Origin of the sequence: Parabacteroides massiliensis (assembly GCF_900155425.1) — a bacterium.
Taxonomy (GTDB): domain Bacteria; phylum Bacteroidota; class Bacteroidia; order Bacteroidales; family Tannerellaceae; genus Parabacteroides; species Parabacteroides massiliensis.
Genome location: NZ_LT700192.1, coordinates 223290 through 245269 on the forward strand (window position 1 = coordinate 223290; position 21980 = coordinate 245269).

A 21980-nucleotide genomic window follows, 5' to 3' on the forward strand; every position below is an offset into this window, starting at 1 on the left:
AGAAATGCGGCCTCTTCTTTCATACATACGAAATCCTGATTACTTTTTTGTTTGTTCTGTTGCTGTCGGAACTTGCTCTGTGGCTACCGGTGTTTGCTGTGTACTGTCGAGGGGGGCTACTGGAGGAAGGGGGACTAACGGGTACTTCTTCCGGCGGCGGAAAATGTCGGAGAAGCGAGTAAAGTCTTTCTTGTACATGATGCCGACTCCTTGTGTCGTCAGAGCTTGCTTCAATATCATATACATGTCGTTGGCATGATTGTAGGCCCTCAGGCGAATATCGCCACTTGGCGTCAGCAGATATTCAAGGTCGAACTCGCCGATGAAAGCATTCTTCTGGTTGTTTATCGTACTGTTCTTATATCCGAAGTTACCGTTGAAGATAAGGCGGTTGTTCAGTAATTGGCTGGACAACAACATCTCAACTTCCGTATCTTCGATGCCATCTTGGCTGGTCCGGATATTTGTGCCGAGTTGCACTTTGTCGGTGAAGCTGTTCATGATACTGGATATCTGAGAAGAAAGGGCGGATGAGGCCACTGCGCTGAAATCGTTCGATTTATATTGCGCATTGTATTCCGGAGTATAGAATTTGTTCAAAACCAACAAATAGATGATTTGCCGGGTCATCATGTCTTCTGTATCGACCAGACTTTTGACCTGCCGTTGGAGTTCTTCGTTGGAACTCGGCAGTTCGAGGTCGAACGATATAGTCGGGTTTCGCAGCACACCGTCTAATTTCAATACGCAGTTGACCGGTGTATTGCGTCGGGAACTTTCGTATGTCAGGCTGGGATCCAAGTCCTGTATATTGGCTGTCACGTTATAAATGGCGTTTACATTCATCGTTGCTTCGAAGGGATCTCCCCTAAAATTGATAATACTGCCGTCTCGAATCTTAAAGTTTTTATGGATAAGTTGTTGCAGGCTGAAATTATAGTTTCCTTGTACGATCCCGATGTTTCCGTACATGCGCAAATCGGTTTTCGTTCCGTACTGTATCTGGAGGCTCCCATTGCAGTTCCCTGCAATTTTGTCGCCTGCAACCGGATCCATGATCAATTCGATGTTGGCATCCGGTGTGATATCGAGTAGGAAGTTCATACGCAATTCCGCTCCTTCATCTTCGTTTTTGAAGATAAGAGGTTTGATGGAATCGGCCGGTCGGGTAAGTGCCATTTCGCCCAATTCTTTTTTATTCACGAATGTGATGAAATCGTATTCTGCCGCAGAAGAATTGTTCATGAAGTCGAGTTTGACGGATGTCTTGGGATCGCTTCGCATGTTGATGTCGAAGTTGATCAGTTGTCCGTTCCCTTTTATGGATGCTGTCCCCGTTCCGAAGACAGTCCCGAATATCAGCGGATTCTGCTTTTGGGAAGTGTCGAATACCAGCATATTGTTTGTCTGGACTCCTACATTGAAACTGACATCCTTGAAATGTTTGTGGTTGACAGTCAGGTTAACCTTTGCCGGGTTGCCGAATTTGTCATACACCGTTACGTTACGTCCGATGATCGCTTCCGGTGTCAGGTGGATGGAATCGGAAAAAGTGTAATAGGTGTTCAGATATTCGATACCCAGGCCGCCATCGAGTACAAAAGCATCGCCCTCCACATTCAATTCCTTGAACGGTCCATGCAGATGGACATTTCCAAAACCTCTTCCTTGTATGTTTTTGGCGATATTCTCGACGAAAGGATGCAGAAAGGCGACATCCAAATCATTTGCCCCGAAAAAGAGAGAAAGGCCTGCGTTTTTACCGACCGGATAGACATAGCCGCTCACATCGGTCCAGGTCGTATCGTTTTTATAGATACTGCCTAACATCAAGATACCTTTTTGCTGGTCGTCCCATTCGCTGAAAAGGTTGAGGCGTCCTAACTGTACTTGGTTGAACGAGAAGTTTTGCACTTCGAGGTCGGTGTTCAGCATCCGGCTACCGTACAGGTCGGTGATATTGAAAGTGCCGGTAGCCTTGCCTGCAAATTGGAGTACCGGGATGTTCAGGATGTCGAAGATATAGCTCAGTTCGACCTGTTTCAGGTTCAGCAGCAGTGTGTCGGTCGGATCTTTTGAAACCACTCCTCCCATGTGGACATATTCGTTGCCGTTGGAAACGGAAAAGTCTTGTATCCTGATCTTGTCGTCAGCAAGGGTGATGGTGGATGGAGCGATGTACCAAGTGGAATCGTTCAGAATCAGCGGACTCTTGTCCAACGAGATTTCCGTACGCAGTTTGGCAGGCTCTTTTTCCTGCTCTTCTTCTATGAAAAGCGTGGAGGCGGAGATATCTGCTTTAAACAGTCGTTCTTTGTTGTTCGCCCAACCGATTTGTGTCTTGATCTGATTGTCTTTAGCATCTACTTTCAGATCCATGTAGTTGCGTAACCCTTTGGTATTGTAGTTGGTTGCCTTAAGTTTCAAATTTACTTTGTCTTCAGGGTTATCGCAGGTCAGGTAGCCGGATTCGAACATGGATTTGCCGATGTTGAATTTAGGCAAGTAGGCCTCGAAGCGGAAACGGTTGTACTGGTTGTTGTAATGTCCGGTGATGCGTCCTTGATTCAGCATCGTAAAAGGCAATTTCAAGGTGTTGGACATGGCTTCCGTATTTTCGATAGTCAGCAAAAAAGAGAAGTTGTTTTCCATCACCTTTTGCTTTTTTTGCGTGACGTTGATCAGAGCCGGGATATATCCCTTTAGTGTCTGCATAAGGCTGGGGACGATGGTCGTGAAAGAGTAAGCTCCCGTCACCTCGCCATTCAGGACATCGGAGGTGATGGTCAGATGGCGGTCCAGTGAATGACCAGTTGCTTCCACCTTGAACTTTTTCAGAAAAAAACTGTCCGGTTCGGTCTTGAAAGAGAGGCTGTCAAGCATAATGCTCCCTTCCAGGTTGTCTATGTTGTCTCCGGTGAAGTCAGCATTCAACGAACAGGAGATGTCCGGAGCCTCATATTTGTCTGTCAGATGGAGACTGTCCGGTCGAAAATGCTCCAGACGCGAGGTGAAGTTGAACATGGAATTCTTTCCTTCGTGCAGGAACAACCCTTCGGCATACAGTTTGCCGTTCGGATCGTCAATGTCCAGCACGCCGTTGAATCCGTTTTTCTTGAAATTACCGGAGATGAGAATATCCTCGTACTTGTAGCCCTTGTATTCGAACTCGTTTATATTCGCTTTGATATTGCCCGAAAACGATCCGTTGACAGGACGGTGCGTGTCCAGCGTAACGTCCAGTTTGGCTGTCCCATACGGGTTGCCCTCTGGAAAAAGTTCGTTCAGATGCAAAGTGGAGGTCGAGAGATGGCCTTTCAGGTAGGCGGCAATGTTCTTCTCTTTGTCGCTCCCGAATATCAGGTCTGTCTGGACGGATCCGATCGCTGACGAGAACTTACCGAAAGCGACCAGGTTGTCGAAGAAACCGGATATCTCGCCTGTGAAGTTGATCGTGCCCAACTTGACGATCGCATCCGGCAGGTTGACCGAGCTCTCGTTGAAGTTGTTGGCCAGACCCGAAAGACCTTCGGTTGTGATATACATTTTGTTGACTTGCCCGAAAATATAAGCATCTTCCGGGTGCGTGATTCCTTTCATCCCCATTTTTCCGACAAAAAGCATCTTATCGCTGTATTTCAGTGTCAGCCGTTTCAGGTCGATGTTGTTTATATAGCCCGAAGCCTCAGCCGAAAGTTCGATGGTTTCCGAAAAATTGCGAAATGCCGGGACGAAAGCGGAGAGGTCTTTCAGGCAGATTTGCGAAGGTGCGATATTCAGTTCTACGGGCGAATGATCCAGTAAATCTGCAGCACTTTCTGCATTCTTCGTATGGATATGGGTACGGTCTATTTTAAGGTCCGTTTCAGGCAACTTGATTTCAAAGTTGTTGATGATTGCACTGTCCTTGTTGGCAACTATATTGAGTGAAAGTTTGTTGAGCGAAAAGCCCGAAGCTTCGTCGAAACTCATCTTTTTGATGTTGGCATTGAGGCTATCCTTGTTGAATGCCTTCATCGATATCTTGGCGCTCATATTGCGGATGTCGATATGTTTGGCATTGAACTTTCCTGGGGTGGCGGCTGCGTTCTTCACATCGTAGCGGAAATTACCGCGGCGTATGAGGATCGAGTTGAAACGTAAGTCAATGTTGGGTTGCTTTTTAACCGTGTCTTTGCTGGCGAATGCATTGATGACAAATTGCAGGTTCAACTTGTCTGCCGGTGTTTCTTTGCTTAGGCTGACGGAGAACCCAAACAGGCGGATTGTCGAAAACACGATCTTGCCGTTCAGTAAAGGCAAGATTTCAAAACCAGCTGAAACATGGTTGGCATCGAACAGCACGGCTCCGCTTTCATCTTCGAGATATAGATCTTCCAACACCAGGCGGTTGAACCATTCGATGTCTACATTCCCGATTCGTACGGGCACACCTAAACGCTCGGATAATACTGTCGTTGCCGTATTGGCCACTTTTTGCTGTACATAGGGAATGCGTAACAGAATGGCCGGAGTCGCGTAGAATATCCAGAACAGGGTAAACAGGGCGATGATTATGTATTTTAATCCTTTGATATCTTTACTATATTTAAGCACAAAACTACAACAATATCCCGATAGATTTCGTTAATTTGCACAAAAATTAAAGCGAAGATATGAGTGTGACAATATTAGGAATCGAATCATCGTGTGATGATACTTCCTCCTCTGTAATACGCGAAGGCGTGATGTTGTCGAATGTAATTGCCAGTCAAGCTGTTCACGAAGCCTATGGTGGTGTCGTTCCCGAACTGGCTTCCCGCGCACATCAGCAGAATATTATCCCGGTGGTTGCCGAAGCGATCAAGCGTGCCGGTATCGATAAATCCGAACTAAGCGCCGTTGCTTTCACCAGAGGGCCGGGGTTGATGGGGTCGTTGCTGGTCGGAACTTCCTTTGCCAAAGGTTTGGCGGCTTCGTTGGACATCCCGATGATCGAGATCAACCACTTGCAGGCACACGTGCTGGCTCATTTCATCAAAGAGACGCCGGAAGACAATCATGCTCCTTCGTTCCCGTTCCTTTGCCTGTTGGTTTCGGGTGGAAACTCACAGATCATCAAGGTGAACGCTTACAATGATATGGAAGTGATCGGGCAGACGATCGACGATGCCGCCGGTGAAGCGTTTGATAAATGTGCAAAGGTGATGGGGTTAGGTTATCCCGGCGGTCCTGTCGTGAACCGCCTTGCCAATGAAGGGAATCCGAAGGCCTTTACCTTCAGTAAGCCGCATATCCCCGGTTACGACTATAGTTTCAGCGGATTGAAAACCTCTTTCCTTTATACCCTGCGTGACAAGCTGCAGGAAGACCCCGATTTTATCGAAAAAAACAAGCAGGACCTTTGCGCTTCTTTGCAAGCGACGGTGGTCGATATCCTGATGAACAAGTTGCGCCTGGCAGCGAAGAACCTGAACATTAAGGAGGTGGCTGTTGCTGGTGGCGTATCGGCCAATTCCGGCTTACGGGATGCTTTTCTCGATCATGCGAAGCGTTTCGGTTGGAAAGTGCATATTCCGAAGTTTTCTTTCACGACAGACAATGCGGCGATGGTTGCCATAACGGGATATTACAAATATCTCGACAAGCAGTTCTGCCCGATGGATGCCGCTCCCTTTGCAAGGGTAGAGGCGAAACTGAGGTAAAGAGGAAAAAGTAAAGAAGAGAAGAATGGTTATAGAAGAAGAAATAGGCGGGTTGCTTCGTTCTCGCCACCTGACGTTGGGAACGGCAGAAAGTTGCACCGGTGGATATATTGCACATCTGATTACACGTGTGGCCGGCAGTTCCGATTATTTTTGCGGAGGAGTCGTTTCCTATAGCAATGAAGTGAAACAGCATGTTTTAGGCGTTTCGGAAGAGAGCCTGGCGCAGTACGGGGCGGTCAGTCGTCCGGTCGTCGAACAGATGGCGTTAGGTGCGATCCGTGTGTTAGGTTGCGACTGTGCGGTTGCTACTTCCGGTATTGCCGGTCCTGGTGGCGGTACTCCCGAAAAACCTGTCGGAACCGTTTGGATTGCCGCTGCTCTGAAAGATAAGGTCGTATCCGAATGTTGCCATTTCGGGACGGAACGTGAAGAGAATATCCGGTTGGCGGCGGATATGGCGTTGAGGATGCTGAAGCAGTTGTTATAAAAGATATATCCCGTTATTTATTGGTCTTTGGAAGTGAAACATCCCGTGTAAAACACCCGGCTGTTTTCCCGTGTCGTTTGGTTGGACACTGTGAATTGCGGAAAGGCCTGTTCCAACCGCAGTGCCAATGTGTCGCCTAAAGAGGTATATAAGCTGTCGGCGGTCGAATTATAGGGAAGGTTGCCAAAATAGCAAAGATGATTTTCGTTCATGAAAAGATCGGCGCCTAACCATCCTTTCCGGACACGCCATTCGGCTGAATCGGGAAGGGAAACGTATAGGTCGAGGCTGTCTGCTTGCACCATCAGGTTCAGCGGGGCGTTTGGGTCGAATGACTTACGCAGGTGGTCCTGGTCGGGACGCAAATAACTTTTCCGGTTCCATTGGATTTGGGCTACTTCTTCGAGCAGCTTCTTACTGTAGCTCGCCACCCATATGCCTTCATGTTGATAATAACCGAAAAAACGGTTTCCGGCATCCGGATAATAGGTGAATGTGATGCCGTCCTTCTTCTGTTTCTGCGGCGCGAACGAACCGAATACCTTCTGCAACGTGTTTTTCTCTATCCGGCTGGCGTAGTTGTTTCCCACTTGTGCGTAAAAGATGACTCCCTGCGGATGGAAAGATAGAAGCAGCCACGGAAGATTCCGGTTGTTTTGAATGATGGAAAGATAGATATCCGGAATCTTTGAAGCGAAAGCATCCCGTTCCGGTTTTCGTGATAAGATATATTTGCTGAAAGCGGCAGGACGGTTTATGCTCAATATCGCATCCGGTGCCGGGGCTACTAATGTGTATAAATCAGTCCGCACCGTCTCTTTCTCTTTTTGCATTTTGCCTAAAAAGAACCAGACTGCCATCAACGTAGCGAGAGCAGCTATAACGAATGTTACTATTTCCCGCTTGTCAGCTTTCATTGTGTGTTATGTTTTCTTTGGACTCAGGAAATATTTACACCAAGGTTTGAGCCCACATTCTTCACATTTGGGCTTGCGGGCGATGCAAGTGTAGCGTCCATGCAGAATCAACCAATGGTGAGCGATCGGGATTTGCTCTTCCGGGATATGTTTCACCAGCTCTTTTTCCGTTTCTAACGGAGTTTTACTGTTGTTTGTCAGACCGATGCGGTTAGCTACGCGAAACACATGCGTGTCGACAGCCATTGCCGGTTTGTTGTAGACGACCGAAGCAATGACGTTTGCCGTCTTGCGGCCTACGCCGGGTAGCTTTTGCAACTCATCGATATCGGATGGCACGACACCGCCGAAATCCGACATCAGCATCTTCGCCATGCCGACCAAATGTTTCGATTTATTGTTAGGATAAGAGACACTCCTGATATATTCGAAGACCACTTCTGGGGTGGATGCGGCCATGACTTCCGGGGTAGGAAAGTCCCGGAAGAGGGCGGGAGTGATCATGTTCACCCGTTTGTCCGTACATTGGGCAGACAGGATCACGGCGATAAGCAATTGATACGGGTTGTCATAATGCAGTTCCGTTTCGGCAACCGGCACATTCTCGTTGAACCAGTTTAAAACCCCTTTATATCGCTCCTCCTTACGCATACCTTATTTTATTAGTGACATGAAATTTTTACCAAGAAGCAATCCTAAGAATACGGCTAACAATCCTAACACATTGCTGGCGACCAGATTCAAAAGTGCCAACTTATATTCGCCTGTTTTCATCAGCGACATCGTATCCAGTGCAAACGAAGAGAATGTAGTAAATCCGCCGAACAACCCGGTGAAGAGGAACGCTCTTGCGGTTGCAGAGAAATTACAAGTTTCGGCTACGCTCCAGCAAAAACCGATCAGAAAAGAACCGATCACATTGACCGAAAGTATCCCGAAAGGAAAGGAGTGTAGCATCGAGCGCTGTACCCACGTGGAAACTCCGAAGCGGAATACCGTGCCGATTGCCCCTCCTGTTATAAGCAGTAAAACCTTTATCATACCATTTTACTTTTTTAGTGTGTTTTTCCCCGGGCTGGTTAAGGACCCGGGGAAGATGGTAAATGATTTAGGTTCTCAACTTAATTGGCTGACTCAAACTGTCTCAGGAAACGAACATCGTTTTCAGAGAACATGCGTAAGTCTTTTACTTGGTATTTCAGGTTTGTTATACGCTCGATCCCCATTCCTAAAGCATAACCGGAATATACTTTGCTGTCGATACCGCAGTTTTCAAGTACATTCGGATCAACCATACCGCAACCGAGGATTTCAACCCAACCGGTTCCTTTACAGAACGGGCAACCTTTTCCTCCGCAGATATTACAGGAAATATCCATTTCGGCAGAAGGTTCGGTGAACGGGAAATAAGATGGACGCAAGCGGATTTTTGTATCAGCGCTGAACATTTCTTTGGCAAAAAACAGCAATGCTTGTTTCAAGTCGGCAAAAGAAACGTTTTTGTCCACATACAAGGCTTCTACCTGATGGAAGAAACAGTGGGCGCGATAGGAGATCGCTTCGTTACGATATACACGTCCCGGACAGATGATACGGATAGGAGGCTTTTGGTTCTCCATGACACGTGTCTGAACGGAAGAAGTATGTGTACGAAGCAATACGTCCGGATTATGTTGGATAAAGAAAGTATCCTGCATGTCACGGGCCGGGTGGTCTTCTGCAAAGTTCAGAGAAGAGAACACATGCCAGTCGTCTTCGATTTCCGGTCCTTCAGCAATGCTGAATCCTAAACGTCCGAAGATGTCGCAGATTTCTTTCTTTACGAGCGAAAGCGGGTGGCGGGTACCTAATTCGATAGGATAGGCTGTACGGGTGAGATCGATGTCATCGTTCGTCGTCTGTACATTTTCAAAGCTGGCTTTCAGCTCGTTTATCCTATTTTGGGCTGCCTCTTTCAGTTTGTTGAGGTGCTGGCCGACTTCACGCTTCTGATCTGCCGCCACATTGCGGAAATCGTTCATCAGCAAAGATATTTCACCTTTTTTGCTGAGGTATTTAATGCGTAATGCTTCCAGTTCTTCTGCGTTTGCCGCTTTCAGGTTCTCTACTTCCTTAAGCAGAGCGTTAATCTTATTGATCATTTCTAATCATTTTTATTTTCAACGTGCAAATTTACTCCTTTCTTTGAATACTGCAACCGATTATGGCGGTTTTTTTTCGAGGTTGTTCTTCTTACCGCTTCCTTCCGATCGGCAATCGGGGAAAGAGCTTCCTGAAACGGATCAAATGGCTCGTGATGTTGCTGCCGGCAATGATGATCGTCACGGCGAGAATGATCAATAGTATTCCGCAACCGATCCTCAGTGTCAAAGCTTCGCCAAAGACGGCAACTCCGATAAATACGGCCGTGGCCGGTTCGAGTGCTCCCAGTATGGCGGTCGGTGTCGAACCTATATATTGTACGGCACTGGTTGTACAGAGGAATGAAATGGCGGTAGGGAAGACAGCGAGCGCGATCAGATTTCCCCAAAGATACCATTTGTCCACAATATAAAGGTCTTTACCGAATCCGACACGGACAAAAAACAGAGATACGCCGAAAAGCAGTATATAAAAAGTCAGCGGGAGCGTAGCCACGTTTTTCAGTGTCGACTGGTTTACACCTATTATATATATGGCATAGGACAAGGCCGAGGCCATAACCAGCATAACGCCGGTAAGATTGAGCGTCGTGCCGTCGCTGCTTTTATAGAGCAGGCCGATACCTGCCAGTGCCAGTAAGATGCAAAAGATAGTTTGCCCGGTCAGTTTCTCCTTGAATACAAGTGCCATGATCAGTGCGACCATGATCGGGTAGACGAAAAGAAGTGTTGAGGCAATCCCGACTTCCATATAATTATAGCTTAGGAACAGGGACAGTGAAGAAATGGCGACCAGCAGCCCCATGATAATCAGTGGAATTATTGCTTTATGTTCTACTTTGAAACTTCTCCCTCTGCCTTTAATCATCATGCCGAGTATGGGAATAGCAAACAGATACCTGAAAAAAAGAACCGAATCAGGATCCATACCGTCTTTATACAGTGGAAGGGCAAACAACGGGTTCGTCCCGTAAGTCGCGGCGGCGATCGCTCCTAAAAAATATCCTTTTACTTTAGCATTCATCTCATGTAGAATTTGGGGTGCAAATGTAATATATATTGTGTTTTTTTGTCCTGTTGGAAACTATAAAAAAACACAACAATTTTACAATAACCCCTGTAAAAAAGCGTATATCCGTATTTGTTTGATATTTAATGTATTATGCAATATCATGTTTCTTAAAAAATATTACCCTATAGGGAATTTTGAAAAATATGGGGTAGAAAACTCAATTTCATGCCCTATTGTTTCGATTTGGACCAATGGGTATTGTGAGATAGATTACAATTAGGTACAACAAATAAAGTATCGGAAAAGATTTTACAAATAATTGAAAAATGTACTATCTTTACGCCCGAAAGTTCAATAAAAAAACTGTATATGTCTTTAAAGCGTTTTGGAGTCTCTTTAGAAGATAACCTGCTGGAATCTTTGGACCAATATGTGAACGAGAATGGTTTTGCCAATCGTTCGCAGGCTATCCGTTTTCTGGTGGAGAAAAATGTCGCTGAAAAGAAATGGCAGTGTAATCATATCGTGGCAGGTACGATTATCCTTATGTACGACCAGGTAAAAAAGGAAATTACTTCCCGGATTGCCGATATCCAACAAAATTATCAGGATGTAATCTTATCCTCTTCCCAATATTATGTGAACCGGAATTTTTGTCTGCACATCGCGACCGTGATGGGTACGGCTTACCGTTTGACTGAACTGTCGGACCGGTTGACTACGATAAAGGGACTTAAACATGGCAAGTTGGTTATGAGTCGGGCGGATTAGATATATTTTTTACCTGTATGGTAGCACGAATTATAAAAAGCGTAACACGATTAAGCGTCTAACAATAGTAATTTAAATATAGAAGAGAAATGAAAAAAGTAATTTTACTTGCCTCCGGGCTTTTGTGCAGTTCTCTGGTTTTTGCAAATGACCCGGCTGTGATCGATAGCCTGATTAACTTGCAAGGGGTTGTGATTTCGGCCAACAAAGTACAGGTGAACCGAAGCAGTGTGCCGCTTACTATCTCGGTGATCGACCGCGACCAGATCGAAGCGAGCAGCGAATCGGCATTGTTGCCGGTACTCTCTCAGCATGTTCCCGGATTGTTTGTGACACAAAAAGGGATTACCGGTTTTGGCGTTTCGGCAGGAGCGGCAGGAACGGTGAATATTCGCGGGGTAGGAAGCGGAAATAAGGTTTTGATGTTGTTCGACGGACAACCGCAATGGGCCGGAGTGTTCGGACATTCTCTGCCCGATACCTATGTGGCCTCGGATGTAGAGCGCGTGGAAGTGATCCGCGGCCCCGGATCTTTACTGTATGGTTCCAATGCGATGGGAGGGGTTGTCAATATCATTACCCGTCATCATAAACAGGAAGGGCGGCGTACGCAGGCGCGTGTGATGTATGGCTCTTACAATACGCAAAAATATATGGTGAATAACGGCTTTAACGTTGGCAAATTCAGTAGCTTTATCTCGATAAATCATGATCGAACCGACGGGCATCGGCCAAATTCGGATTTCAACATCACAAATGGTTTCGCTAACTTAGGATATGCTTTCAATGAGCATTATAAGGTGACAGGAGATGTCAGCCTTGCCAAGTCGAAGTTTCAAAATCCCGGTAAAACATATGAGCCTGTTATAGACAATAAAATGGATATTTTGCGTGGAACAGCCTCGATGGCTCTGGAAAACAATCATGCTAAGATGAGTGGAGCCTTGCGTCTGTTCTATAACTGGGGTAACCATAAAATCAATGATGGCTACAAGCCGGGAGGAAATCCATTGACTTATCTTTTCCGTTCCGACGACCACAACGTCGGAGTCCAATTGTATGAATCATTCCGTTTGTTCAAAGGTAATAACCTGACAGTCGGTGTGGATTATAAAAACTGGGGCGGACATGCTTGGAATGATAATAATGATGGTACAAAAAATGAGTTAGTGGATAAAACGGTGAATGAAACGGCCGGATACGCCATCATGCAGCAAGAGCTTTTTGACATATTGAGCCTGAATGCCGGTGTCCGCTATGAACACAGCAGCACTTATGGAGGTGAATGGGTTCCGCAAGGAGGTGTTACGATACGTCCGTTTGAAGGAAATACGATCCGTGCATCTGTCTCCAAAGGATTCCGTAGCCCGAATATCCGCGAGATGTATATGTGGGGAGCTGCCAATCCTGATTTGAAACCTGAGAGTATGGTGAATTATGAAATTGCTGTCGGACAGTCTTTTTTGGAAGGCGACTTGTACACTGAGTTGACGGCTTTCTTTATTGACGGGAAAGACATGATTTATTCCGAAAGCGTGAATGGGGACGGCAGACCTCCTTATAAGAATATGAATATAGGGACATTTACCAATAAGGGTATAGAGTTTGAAGCTCGCTATCAGATTTGCAAGAATTTGAATATGGACATGAACTATAGTTATTTGCACATGAGCAAACCCATTCCGGGAGCACCGGGACATAAGCTCTATGCAGGTGCCACCTACACGCCGGGGCGTTTCACCTTGAACGTGAATGTGCAGTCCGTCTTTGATTTGTATACAGATACGAGTTGTTCCAAGAAAGAGGATTTTACGACTTTGAATGCGAAGGCAGCTTATCGCTTCGGTACACGAGACAAAGGACTGAACCTCTTTGTGAAAGGCGAAAACCTGACGGCAACCCGCTATACGATTAATGATGGTTTCCCGATGCCGAAAGCGATCTTCATGGGAGGAATCGATGTCACTTTCTAAACATTTTGTATACCTTTGCGTCCTGTAACATTTAATAAAAATCATTATGTCAGTTGCAAAGAGGGATTTAGAGGATAATAGAAAGGTGACCACACGTCGTCTGATTGAAATGAAACAACGTGGTGAGAAAATCTCCATGTTGACTGCCTACGATTATTCGATGGCTCAACTGATCGATCAGGCCGGTATGGATGTCATATTGGTAGGCGATTCGGCTTCCAACGTAATGGCCGGTAATGTAACGACATTGCCGATCACGCTCGACCAGATGATCTATCATGGCAAATCGGTCATGAAAGCGGTAAAGCGAGCCTTGGTTGTAGTGGACCTGCCTTTTGGTAGCTATCAAGGTAACTCGAAGGAAGCGTTAGCTTCGGCTATCCGCGTGATGAAGGAAACGCATGCGGATTGCATCAAGCTTGAAGGCGGTTCTGAAATTCGGGAATCTATCGAACGTATTCTGTGTGCGGGTATTCCTGTCATGGGACATCTGGGATTGACGCCTCAGTCCATCAATAAATTCGGTACATACACGGTTCGTGCCCGTGAGGAAGCGGAAGCGAAGAAGTTGATTGCAGATGCTCATCTGTTGGAAGAGATCGGTTGTTTCGGCATCGTGTTGGAAAAAATTCCGGCAGCTTTGGCTGCACAGGTCGCTTCCGAGCTGACGATTCCGATTATCGGTATCGGTGCCGGCGGAGGTGTGGACGGGCAGGTGCTGGTTATGCATGACATGTTAGGAATCAATCAGGGATTTTCTCCCCGTTTCTTGCGCCGTTATGCGAATCTGGCAGAAGATATCACCCGTGCCGTACAGGCATATATTGAAGATGTGAAGACGCAAGATTTCCCGAACGAGAAAGAACAATATTAATAATGTGCCAGTCCCATCTGTTGATCGGTGCAGCTTCATCAGGAAGCGGGAAAACAACTTTTACGCTCGGTTTGCTTCGTGCCTTGAAGAACCGTTCGTTTAAGGTGCAGCCTTTCAAGTGCGGGCCGGACTATATCGACACGCGCCATCACAGGATGGCAGCCGGCAATCCGTCCGTGAACCTGGACCTCTTTATGATGTCAGAGGCACACGTGCGTGACTTGTATGCCAGCTACGCGGAAAAGGCGGATGTGGCGGTAGCCGAAGGCGTGATGGGACTGTTTGACGGGTATGACGGCATGAAAGGAAGCAGCGCGGAAATCGCCTGTATGCTGAAAATGCCGGTAGTCCTGATAGTAAATGCAAAAAGTACGGCCTATTCGGTGGCTCCTTTATTGTACGGGTTCAAACATTTCAACAAGCAAGTACAGGTCGTAGGCGCCGTCTTTAATTTTGTCGCTTCCGAAAGTCATTATTCTTTTTTGAAACAGGCTTGTGAAGATGCCGGAGTCGAGGCATTGGGATATCTTCCCAAGTGTGCGGATGTGGAGATCCCCAGCCGCCATTTAGGGTTGTCTCTCGATGAAGATTTCTGCTTTGAGGAGTTTGCCGACCGTGTGGCGGAACTTGTCGAAAAGCATGTAAACATCGACCGGCTGCTGGAACTGACGAAACCGGTTGCGACAACTGCCGTTCCTATGTCCGCAGGTTGCCATATCTGTAAACGTGAGCCTTCTTTCCCGATTGCGGTAGCCCGTGATCCGGCATTCAATTTCGTGTATGAAGCGAATATCCGCTATCTGCATCATTTAGGAAAAGTTACTTATTTCAGCCCCTTGGCAGATGCTTCTTTACCGGAAGCCGGTTTCGTGTACCTTCCCGGAGGTTATCCTGAGCTATATCTTGCTGCTTTATCGGCAAACAAGCAGATGCTTCAATCCATTCGCCGGTATGTCGAGAATGGGGGAAAGTTGTTGGCCGAATGTGGCGGTATGATGTATCTATGTGATGAGATACGGGATAAAAATGGAGACGTTTATCCGATGGCTGGCGTGTTGCATCAGTCTGCAACAATGGAGAACATGAAGTTGCGTCTGGGATATCGTACCTTATTATGTAACGGAACTCGTCTGAAAGGGCATGAGTTCCACTATTCCCGTTTGGTGGAACAACAGAATCCGCTTCCGTCCTGTGCTGTCGCTTATACTGCCAAAGGCGTGGAAACGGATACTCCGCTTTATCATTATAAGAATGTTTGGGCCGGATATACGCATTTGTATTGGGCGGATCCGGCCGAAAACGAATGGTTTGTCAAATTTGTCATCGGTTCCGATACTATATAAATAAGCGAGAAAGATGAAGATATACACGCGTGGAGGAGATAAAGGCCGCACCGGAATTCACGGAGGCGAGCGGGTGGATAAAGACGATATCCGGATTGAAGCAAACGGAACGTTGGACGAGGTGAATGCCGAGATAGGCATTATCCGTGCATTGCTCCCGGCAGAACATGAATGGCAGGAGTTGCTGGGTAAAATACAAATGGAGATGATGGCTGTGATGTCGCATGTGGCGACTCCGTCTGTTATTCGTGATAAAAATCCGAACAAAATATCCGAAGATATAGTCCTTGTTTGTGAGGAACAGATCGATGCCCTGTCGGCGAAGATGGAAGATAACGGTTACTTTATCCTGCCTGGCGGCTCTTTGGTCTCCGCTCACTTGCAGTTGGCCCGTACGATCGTACGCCGTGCCGAGCGCCGTCTGTGGACATTGAACCGGAAAGATCCGGTTTCGCCAAAGATCATGCAGTTCGTGAACCGCCTCTCCGATTTGTTTTTTACAATGGCGCGTTATGAAATGTTTAGCCAAGGGAATGCGGAGGAACGTTGGCAGTCGTTTTTGTACAAACGGAAAAAACAACACAATGCCTGAAGATGCCGAAAAAGAGATGTTCACATTTTTGTGAATACTGAAAGAATCTGTTATATTTGTATGCAAATGGCAAAATAGAAATATAATATGATATCAATAAAAGAATATATCGAGTCTAATAAAGACCGTTTCATCGAAGAGCTTTTCTCTTTGATCCGTATTCCATCAATAAGTGCCAAGCATGAACATAAGCCTGATATGGAGGCATGTGCCAAACGCTGGACAGAACTCCTGCTTGCCGCCGGGGCCGATAAGGCGGTTGTGATGCAGACCGAAGGCAACCCGGTCGTGTATGGGGAAAAGATGGTTTCTCCTGGGGCGCAGACCGTTTTGGTCTATTCGCACTATGACGTAATGCCCGCCGAACCACTTGACCTTTGGAAAAGCCGCCCGTTCGAACCCGAAATTCGGGACGGTCGTATCTGGGCGCGTGGTGCAGACGATGATAAAGGGCAGGGCATGATGCAGGTAAAAGGCTTCGAAACTGCCTTGAATCTGGATTTGCTGAAATGTAATGTGAAATTTATTTTCGAAGGAGAAGAAGAGATCGGTTCGCCGAGTCTCGAAGCCTTCTGCCGTACACATAAAGATTTGTTGAAAGCAGATGTTATTCTGGTTTCCGATACCAGCATGGTCAGTGCTGAAACGCCTTCGCTGACCACCGGCCTTCGCGGATTGGCCTATTGGGAAGTGGAAGTGGAAGGTCCCAACCGCGATTTGCATTCCGGGCATTTCGGTGGGGCAGTCGCTAATCCGATTAATGTGCTGTGTAAATTGATGGCCGACATAACCGATGCAGACGGACGGATCACGATCCCCGGTTTCTATGACGACGTGGAAGAAGTTTCCCCTGCCGAACGTGAGATGATTGCGCAAATCCCGTTTGACGAAGCCAAGTATAAGGCCGCTATCGGAGTAGATGAACTGTTCGGTGAAAAAGGCTATTCAACGCTGGAACGCAACAGTTGCCGTCCGTCTTTCGATATCTGCGGCATATGGGGCGGTTATACGGAAGAGGGCAGCAAGACGGTCCTTCCGTCCAAAGCCTATGCCAAAGTTTCTTGCCGCTTGGTTCCGCATCAGGATCATGAGAAGATATCAAAACTGTTTGAAGACTACATTATCCGTGTGGCTCCGGCTTATGTCAAGGTGAAAGTGACGCCTAAACACGGTGGACAGGGGTATGTCTGCCCGATCGACCTTCCTGCTTATAAGGCGGCTGAAGAAGCCGTTGCCGTAGCTTTTGGCAAACGTCCGTTGGCCGTGCGCCGTGGCGGAAGTATCCCTATTATCTCGACATTCGAACAGGTCTTGGGCATCAAGACCGTCCTGATGGGATTCGGCCTCGAACAGAATGCAATCCATTCGCCGAACGAAAGCTGTACGCTTGACTTCTTTTACAAGGGAATCGAGTCGGTAGCCGAATTTTATAAACGATTCAATTGATATGACGAATAACGAAATAGTCGCCCGTGCGCTTGCCAATACCGGCATTGCTGCATTGAACGAGATGCAGCAGGCAGTATTGGATGCCGGAACGACAAAAGATATGGTGTTGCTCAGTCCGACAGGATCGGGTAAGACATTGGCTTTCCTTTTGCCTCTGCTGACGACATTGACGGATGAGGACAAAAAGATACAAGCCGTGATCATCGCCCCTTCCCGTGAACTTGCCTTGCAGATCGAAACGGTATTCCGCTCGTTGGGAGCCGGATATAAGGTGAATTGTTGCTACGGAGGACATCCAATCCGCACGGAGAAGAAGAGCCTCGAACATCCGCCGACGGTCCTGATCGGGACGCCGGGACGTATCGTTGATCATCTGGAACGGGGGAATATCAACCTGGACAGTGTGCGTACGTTGATCTTGGATGAGTTTGACAAGTCGCTCGAGCTGGGTTTTCTTGCTGAAATGAAGGAGATATTGGCACATCTCCCCGGTGTGCGCCGCCGGGTGCTGACTTCGGCAACGGCAGCAGTCGATATTCCTGCTTTTACCGGGATCACGGCTCCGGTGCGGTTGTCGTACCTGAAGGATGTGAAGGAGTCGAAAGGGCTGACTTTACGTGTGGTCAAGTCGCCCGTTAAAGACAAGCTGGAAACCTTGTACAAACTTTTAGGCGAACTGAAAGGCGGTTCCGCCCTTATCTTCTGCAATTATCGCGAGACGGTGGAACGGGTGAGCAGCTATCTGACCGAAATGGGGGTGGATAACGAATACTTCCACGGAGGAATGGAACAGCCGGAACGCGAACGTGCCTTGTCGCATTTTCGTAACGGCAGTGCTACCGTATTTATTTCTACTGATTTAGCATCCCGTGGCCTCGATATCCCGGAAGTGAAGAATGTGATCCATTACCATCTTCCGGTGAGTGAAGAGGCATACGTGCATCGTAACGGGCGTACGGCGCGTATGAACGCGGAAGGAGTCGCATATCTGATTTTGAACGCGGAGGAGACGGTTCCCGAATATATCACCCGCGAGCCGGATGAGTTTTTCTTACCGGAAGTGGCAAAAAAGCCAGTGCGTTCCGAGTGGGTAACGCTGACGATCAACCGGGGAAAACGGGACAAATTGAGCAAAAAAGATGTGGTCGGTTTCCTCTTTCAGAAAGGCGGACTGGAAAAGGACGATTTAGGTATTGTCGAGATAAAGGAAAGCTGTGCTTTCGCTGCTGTCAAGCGGGACAAGCTTCCCGGATTGCTGGACCGCATCCGGAATGAAAAGATAAAGAATATGAAAGCCAAGTTTGTAGTATGAGTCTGTTGATAAAAGGCGTCTTATTGGATGACGCCGTGAGAGATGTTTATATCGAAGGAAACAAGATCAGACAAATCGGCACGGACTTGCAAGTACAAGCGGATCAGGTTATCGACGGAAAGCGTAAGGCTTTGATACCCGGCTTTGTGAATGCACATACACATGCAGCCATGACGCTTTTCCGTGGTTTCGGAGACGACATGCCGCTGATGCCCTGGTTGGAGCAGAAGATCTGGCCGAACGAAGCCAAATTGACATACGAAGATATGTATTGGGGCACGAAACTGGCCTGTCTTGAAATGATAAAAAGCGGAACGACAACTTTTTCCGACATGTATCATCAATACGAAGCGACTGCCGATGTGGTGGAAGAGATGGGAATGCGTGCGTTGGTGGCAGGCGCTTGCTTCGACGGCTTCAATCCGGAGCGGGCGGAACGGTGCAAACGCGAGAATGAAAGGCTGATGGCTGAAGTTGTCGGAAATTATAGTGATAGGATACGATATGCTGCCGGTCCTCATGCCATCTATACGGTCTCCGGCGAACTGCTGCAATGGATACATAGTTTTGCTGTTGAACATGATGTTCCCATCCACCTGCATTTGGCAGAGACGGAAGGGGAAGTCCGTGACTCGGTTAAGAAGTTCGGGCTGACGCCCGTACGTTACTTGAATAAGTTGGGTGTGCTGTCTCCTCGCCTGATCATCGCACACGGTATTTATGTCGATGACGATGAAATCCGTATGCTGGCCGATCATGATGTGAAGGTTGTGCATAATCCTGCATCCAACATGAAACTGGCTTCCGGCATCCAATTCAAGTTTTGTGAGATGCGAAAAGCCGGTGTGACCATTGCTTTAGGAACTGACGGCTGTTCTTCTTCCAATAATCTGGATATGGTCGAGGCAATGAAGCTCGCTTCGCTTTTAGGCAAGGCTTGGCGAAAAGATCCGGAAGCGATTCCTGCCGGTGAAATATTCAAGGCTGCGACAGAAGCCGGTGCTTTGGCTCTCGGTCTGAAGGCCGGACGGATTGCTGAAGGCTATCTGGCTGATCTCTGCCTGGTCGATTTGAATATCCCGGCTTTTATCCCGAATCATAACTTTATCTCCAACCTCGTGTATGCAGCAAACGGCAGTTGCATCGATACTGTTATCTGTGACGGTAAGATCCTGATGCGGGATAAAAAGGTTCCTGGTGAGGAAGAGATTATGGAGCGCACAGCCGAACTTGCTTATAAGTTGGTAAAGGTCTGAATAATAAATTTGAATGTATATGAATACAAATGACAATACAATTTATCGGGAAGCAGCCGATTTCCTGTCATCCCGTATTACCGGTAATCCGGAAACCGCTATTATCTTAGGCAGTGGCTTGGGTTCCCTTGCCGACCAGATAGAGGAGGCCGTGGTTATTCCTTATGCAGAGATCCCGCATTTTATGCATTCGACAGCCGCAGGACATAAAGGAAATTTCATCTGTGGCAGGTTAGGAGGAAAACAGGTGCTTGCCATGCAGGGCCGTTTCCATTATTATGAAGGTTATACGATGCAGCAAGTGACATTCCCGGTCCGGGTGATGAAGCTGTTGGGAGTGAAGAACTTGTTGGTTTCCAATGCGGCAGGTGGCATCAATACGAGTTTCAAAGTCGGTGACTTGATGATCATATGCGACCATATCAATATGATGCCAAATCCGCTGATCGGCCCTAATGACGAACAGTTCGGAACCCGCTTCCCGGATATGACGCGGGCGTATGACCGGGAGTTTATCCGCCTTGCCGAAGAATTTGCCGCATCTCGCGGCATCTCGTTGAAGAAAGGTGTCTATGTCGGACTGACAGGTCCCTCTTTCGAGACTCCGGCAGAGTATGCTTTCTACGGAAGGGTAGGAGGCGATGCAATCGGAATGAGTACGGTTCCGGAGGTGATCGTGGCCCGTCATGCCGGCCTGCGTGTATTCGGTATGTCTGTGATAACGAACGAAGGCTATCATTTTGCCGATGATTTCGTCAATGACGGAGCCGATGTGATTGTTGCTGCCAATAAGGCGGCTGCGGTTATGACCGTCCTCTTCCGTGAATTGGTCAGCAAGATATAAAAGAACATTCTTATTCTTTTTGAAAATATGAAGAAATAAAGGTACGTTTTTTTGTAAAGTTCCTATCTTTGTGTTCAATTCAATCAATGTAATAAAATAAACTTTTTTCTACCCATGAAGAATTCCAGAAGAGACTTCCTTAAAAAGGGAGCATTGGCAGGGTTCGGCGCCCTGATGATCCCGGAGATCGCAAAGGCCGCGGTAAAAGAAAATACATCTGTACATGCTCCGAAGATTAATCTGAAAAAAGATTGTGTGATCCTGTTCCAGGGAGATTCCATCACGGACTGCGGTCGCGACAAGAATAGTAACCGTTGCAATACGATGGAACAGTTCGGTAGTGGCTATGTGCTCTTTACCGCTACGCAGTTGTTAGAAAAGAAAGCGGCTTTACAGCCGAAGATTTACAATCGTGGCATCAGTGGCAATAAAGTCTATCAGCTTCGTGAACGCTGGGAAATCGACTGCCTTGCTTTTCAGCCCGACGTATTGAGTATCCTGATCGGGGTGAACGATTACTGGCATACGTTGACGCATGGTTATAAAGGAACGGTCGAGACATACGAAAACGATCTGCGTGCCTTGTTGAAGTATACGAAAGAGAAACTCCCGAATACACAGATAGTCCTTTGCGAACCTTTCACTTTGCGTGACGGGGCGGCTATAGAAGATTCCAAATGGTATCCGATGTTCGACGAATTCCGCAAGTCCGCCCGTAAACTGTCGGAAGAATTCAATACTGTGTTCGTGCCGTTCCAGTCAGGTTTCGATGCAGCGGTGAAACAGGCTCCGGCACGTTATTGGTCGAATGACGGCGTACATCCAGATTTGCCCGGTCGTCAGTTGATGGCTAACATGTGGATGGAAGCGACTGGATTAAAGTAAAATATGATTTTGAGCGGGTGTAGGCTGTAAAAATAGTACAAAAAAGTGCAGTCAGGTTTTGGAAAATAAAAAAATACCTCTATCTTTGCACCCGTTATCGCGGAAGTAGCTCAGTTGGTAGAGCATAACCTTGCCAAGGTTAGGGTCGCGGGTTCGAGTCCCGTCTTCCGCTCCAATCGGTAACAGAGGCGGTATGAGGCCGCTTTTTTAATGTACTGAAGAAAGGCCCAGGTGGCGGAATTGGTAGACGCGCACGTTTCAGGTGCGTGTGTCGAGAGGCATGCAGGTTCGAGTCCTGTTCTGGGCACCTTTTCTCGCGCAGGTGGTGGAATTGGTAGACACGCTACTTTGAGGGGGTAGTGCCGGTTACGGCGTGTGAGTTCAAGTCTCATCCTGCGTACATTGATTTTTTAATAGCTGGCAGTCAGTTTTTTTGT

18 protein-coding genes and 3 tRNA genes are annotated in these 21980 nt (G+C 47.3%); 15 read left to right on the forward strand and 6 right to left on the reverse strand.

The window, feature by feature from the left end; translation table 11 throughout:
- Window positions 1-39 precede the first annotated feature (39 nt).
- Window positions 40-4545 carry a translocation/assembly module TamB domain-containing protein gene (locus BQ9893_RS19640; protein WP_139322635.1) on the reverse strand — a complete coding sequence of 1502 codons (4506 nt, stop codon included), beginning with the start codon at window positions 4543-4545 and terminating at the stop codon, window positions 40-42.
- Window positions 4546-4655: 110 nt separating this feature from the next.
- Between BQ9893_RS19640 and tsaD the strand changes: the two genes are divergently transcribed.
- Window positions 4656-5684 (forward strand): tRNA (adenosine(37)-N6)-threonylcarbamoyltransferase complex transferase subunit TsaD, encoded by a 1029-nt coding sequence (gene tsaD, locus BQ9893_RS19645; RefSeq protein ID WP_075967621.1) that lies wholly within the window; start codon window positions 4656-4658, stop codon window positions 5682-5684.
- 25 nt (window positions 5685-5709) lie between these two features.
- On the forward strand, window positions 5710-6174 hold the full coding sequence (locus BQ9893_RS19650; RefSeq protein WP_075967622.1) for a CinA family protein: 465 nt from the start codon (window positions 5710-5712) through the stop codon (window positions 6172-6174).
- Between the two features lie 17 nt (window positions 6175-6191).
- Here the strand turns inward: BQ9893_RS19650 and BQ9893_RS19655 are convergent, their stop codons facing one another.
- The 5 genes from BQ9893_RS19655 to BQ9893_RS19675 form a co-directional block, all read right to left on the reverse strand.
- A complete protein-coding gene (locus tag BQ9893_RS19655) occupies window positions 6192-7091 on the reverse strand; it encodes a hypothetical protein (protein ID WP_075967623.1) in 900 nt (299 codons plus the stop codon).
- A gap of 6 nt (window positions 7092-7097) precedes the next feature.
- Complete coding sequence (gene nth, locus BQ9893_RS19660; RefSeq protein WP_075967624.1) at window positions 7098-7742, reverse strand: endonuclease III; 645 nt, start codon at window positions 7740-7742, stop codon at window positions 7098-7100.
- A 3-nt stretch (window positions 7743-7745) separates the two neighbouring features.
- Window positions 7746-8132, reverse strand: coding sequence for a fluoride efflux transporter CrcB (gene crcB / locus BQ9893_RS19665; protein ID WP_075967625.1), 387 nt, complete (start codon window positions 8130-8132; stop codon window positions 7746-7748).
- An 80-nt stretch (window positions 8133-8212) separates the two neighbouring features.
- Window positions 8213-9232 (reverse strand): phenylalanine--tRNA ligase subunit alpha, encoded by a 1020-nt coding sequence (gene pheS, locus BQ9893_RS19670; protein WP_075967626.1) that lies wholly within the window; start codon window positions 9230-9232, stop codon window positions 8213-8215.
- Window positions 9233-9323: 91 nt separating this feature from the next.
- Window positions 9324-10256, reverse strand: a complete 933-nt coding sequence (locus tag BQ9893_RS19675; protein ID WP_075967627.1) for a DMT family transporter — start codon at window positions 10254-10256, stop codon at window positions 9324-9326.
- Window positions 10257-10613: 357 nt separating this feature from the next.
- Between BQ9893_RS19675 and nikR the strand changes: the two genes are divergently transcribed.
- The 13 genes from nikR (at window position 10614) to BQ9893_RS19740 (ending at window position 21943) form a co-directional block, all read left to right on the forward strand.
- A complete protein-coding gene (nikR, locus tag BQ9893_RS19680) occupies window positions 10614-11015 on the forward strand; it encodes a nickel-responsive transcriptional regulator NikR (protein WP_008155523.1) in 402 nt (133 codons plus the stop codon).
- Between the two features lie 89 nt (window positions 11016-11104).
- A complete protein-coding gene (locus tag BQ9893_RS19685) occupies window positions 11105-12988 on the forward strand; it encodes a TonB-dependent receptor plug domain-containing protein (RefSeq protein WP_075967628.1) in 1884 nt (627 codons plus the stop codon).
- A 46-nt stretch (window positions 12989-13034) separates the two neighbouring features.
- Window positions 13035-13862: a 3-methyl-2-oxobutanoate hydroxymethyltransferase gene (panB, locus tag BQ9893_RS19690; RefSeq protein ID WP_075967629.1), complete on the forward strand. Its 828-nt coding sequence runs from the start codon at window positions 13035-13037 to the stop codon at window positions 13860-13862.
- Window positions 13863-13864: 2 nt separating this feature from the next.
- Window positions 13865-15205, forward strand: a complete 1341-nt coding sequence (locus BQ9893_RS19695; protein ID WP_075967630.1) for a cobyrinic acid a,c-diamide synthase CobB — start codon at window positions 13865-13867, stop codon at window positions 15203-15205.
- Window positions 15206-15218: 13 nt separating this feature from the next.
- Window positions 15219-15797, forward strand: coding sequence for a cob(I)yrinic acid a,c-diamide adenosyltransferase (locus BQ9893_RS19700; RefSeq protein WP_075967631.1), 579 nt, complete (start codon window positions 15219-15221; stop codon window positions 15795-15797).
- An 87-nt stretch (window positions 15798-15884) separates the two neighbouring features.
- Window positions 15885-17243 (forward strand): dipeptidase, encoded by a 1359-nt coding sequence (locus tag BQ9893_RS19705; RefSeq protein ID WP_075967632.1) that lies wholly within the window; start codon window positions 15885-15887, stop codon window positions 17241-17243.
- Window position 17244: 1 nt separating this feature from the next.
- Complete coding sequence (locus BQ9893_RS19710) at window positions 17245-18558, forward strand: DEAD/DEAH box helicase (RefSeq protein WP_075967633.1); 1314 nt, start codon at window positions 17245-17247, stop codon at window positions 18556-18558.
- Window positions 18555-19814 carry an amidohydrolase gene (locus BQ9893_RS19715; protein ID WP_075967634.1) on the forward strand — a complete coding sequence of 420 codons (1260 nt, stop codon included), beginning with the start codon at window positions 18555-18557 and terminating at the stop codon, window positions 19812-19814. Before BQ9893_RS19710 ends, BQ9893_RS19715 begins: the two co-directional genes overlap by 4 nt.
- A 19-nt stretch (window positions 19815-19833) precedes the next feature.
- Complete coding sequence (locus BQ9893_RS19720; RefSeq protein WP_075967813.1) at window positions 19834-20658, forward strand: purine nucleoside phosphorylase I, inosine and guanosine-specific; 825 nt, start codon at window positions 19834-19836, stop codon at window positions 20656-20658.
- A gap of 114 nt (window positions 20659-20772) precedes the next feature.
- Complete coding sequence (locus BQ9893_RS19725) at window positions 20773-21543, forward strand: SGNH/GDSL hydrolase family protein (protein ID WP_075967635.1); 771 nt, start codon at window positions 20773-20775, stop codon at window positions 21541-21543.
- A gap of 99 nt (window positions 21544-21642) precedes the next feature.
- Window positions 21643-21718, forward strand: a tRNA-Gly gene (locus BQ9893_RS19730).
- A gap of 50 nt (window positions 21719-21768) precedes the next feature.
- Window positions 21769-21850 (forward strand) — tRNA-Leu (locus tag BQ9893_RS19735).
- 9 nt (window positions 21851-21859) lie between these two features.
- A tRNA-Leu gene (locus tag BQ9893_RS19740) sits at window positions 21860-21943 on the forward strand.
- Window positions 21944-21980: the final 37 nt, after the last annotated feature.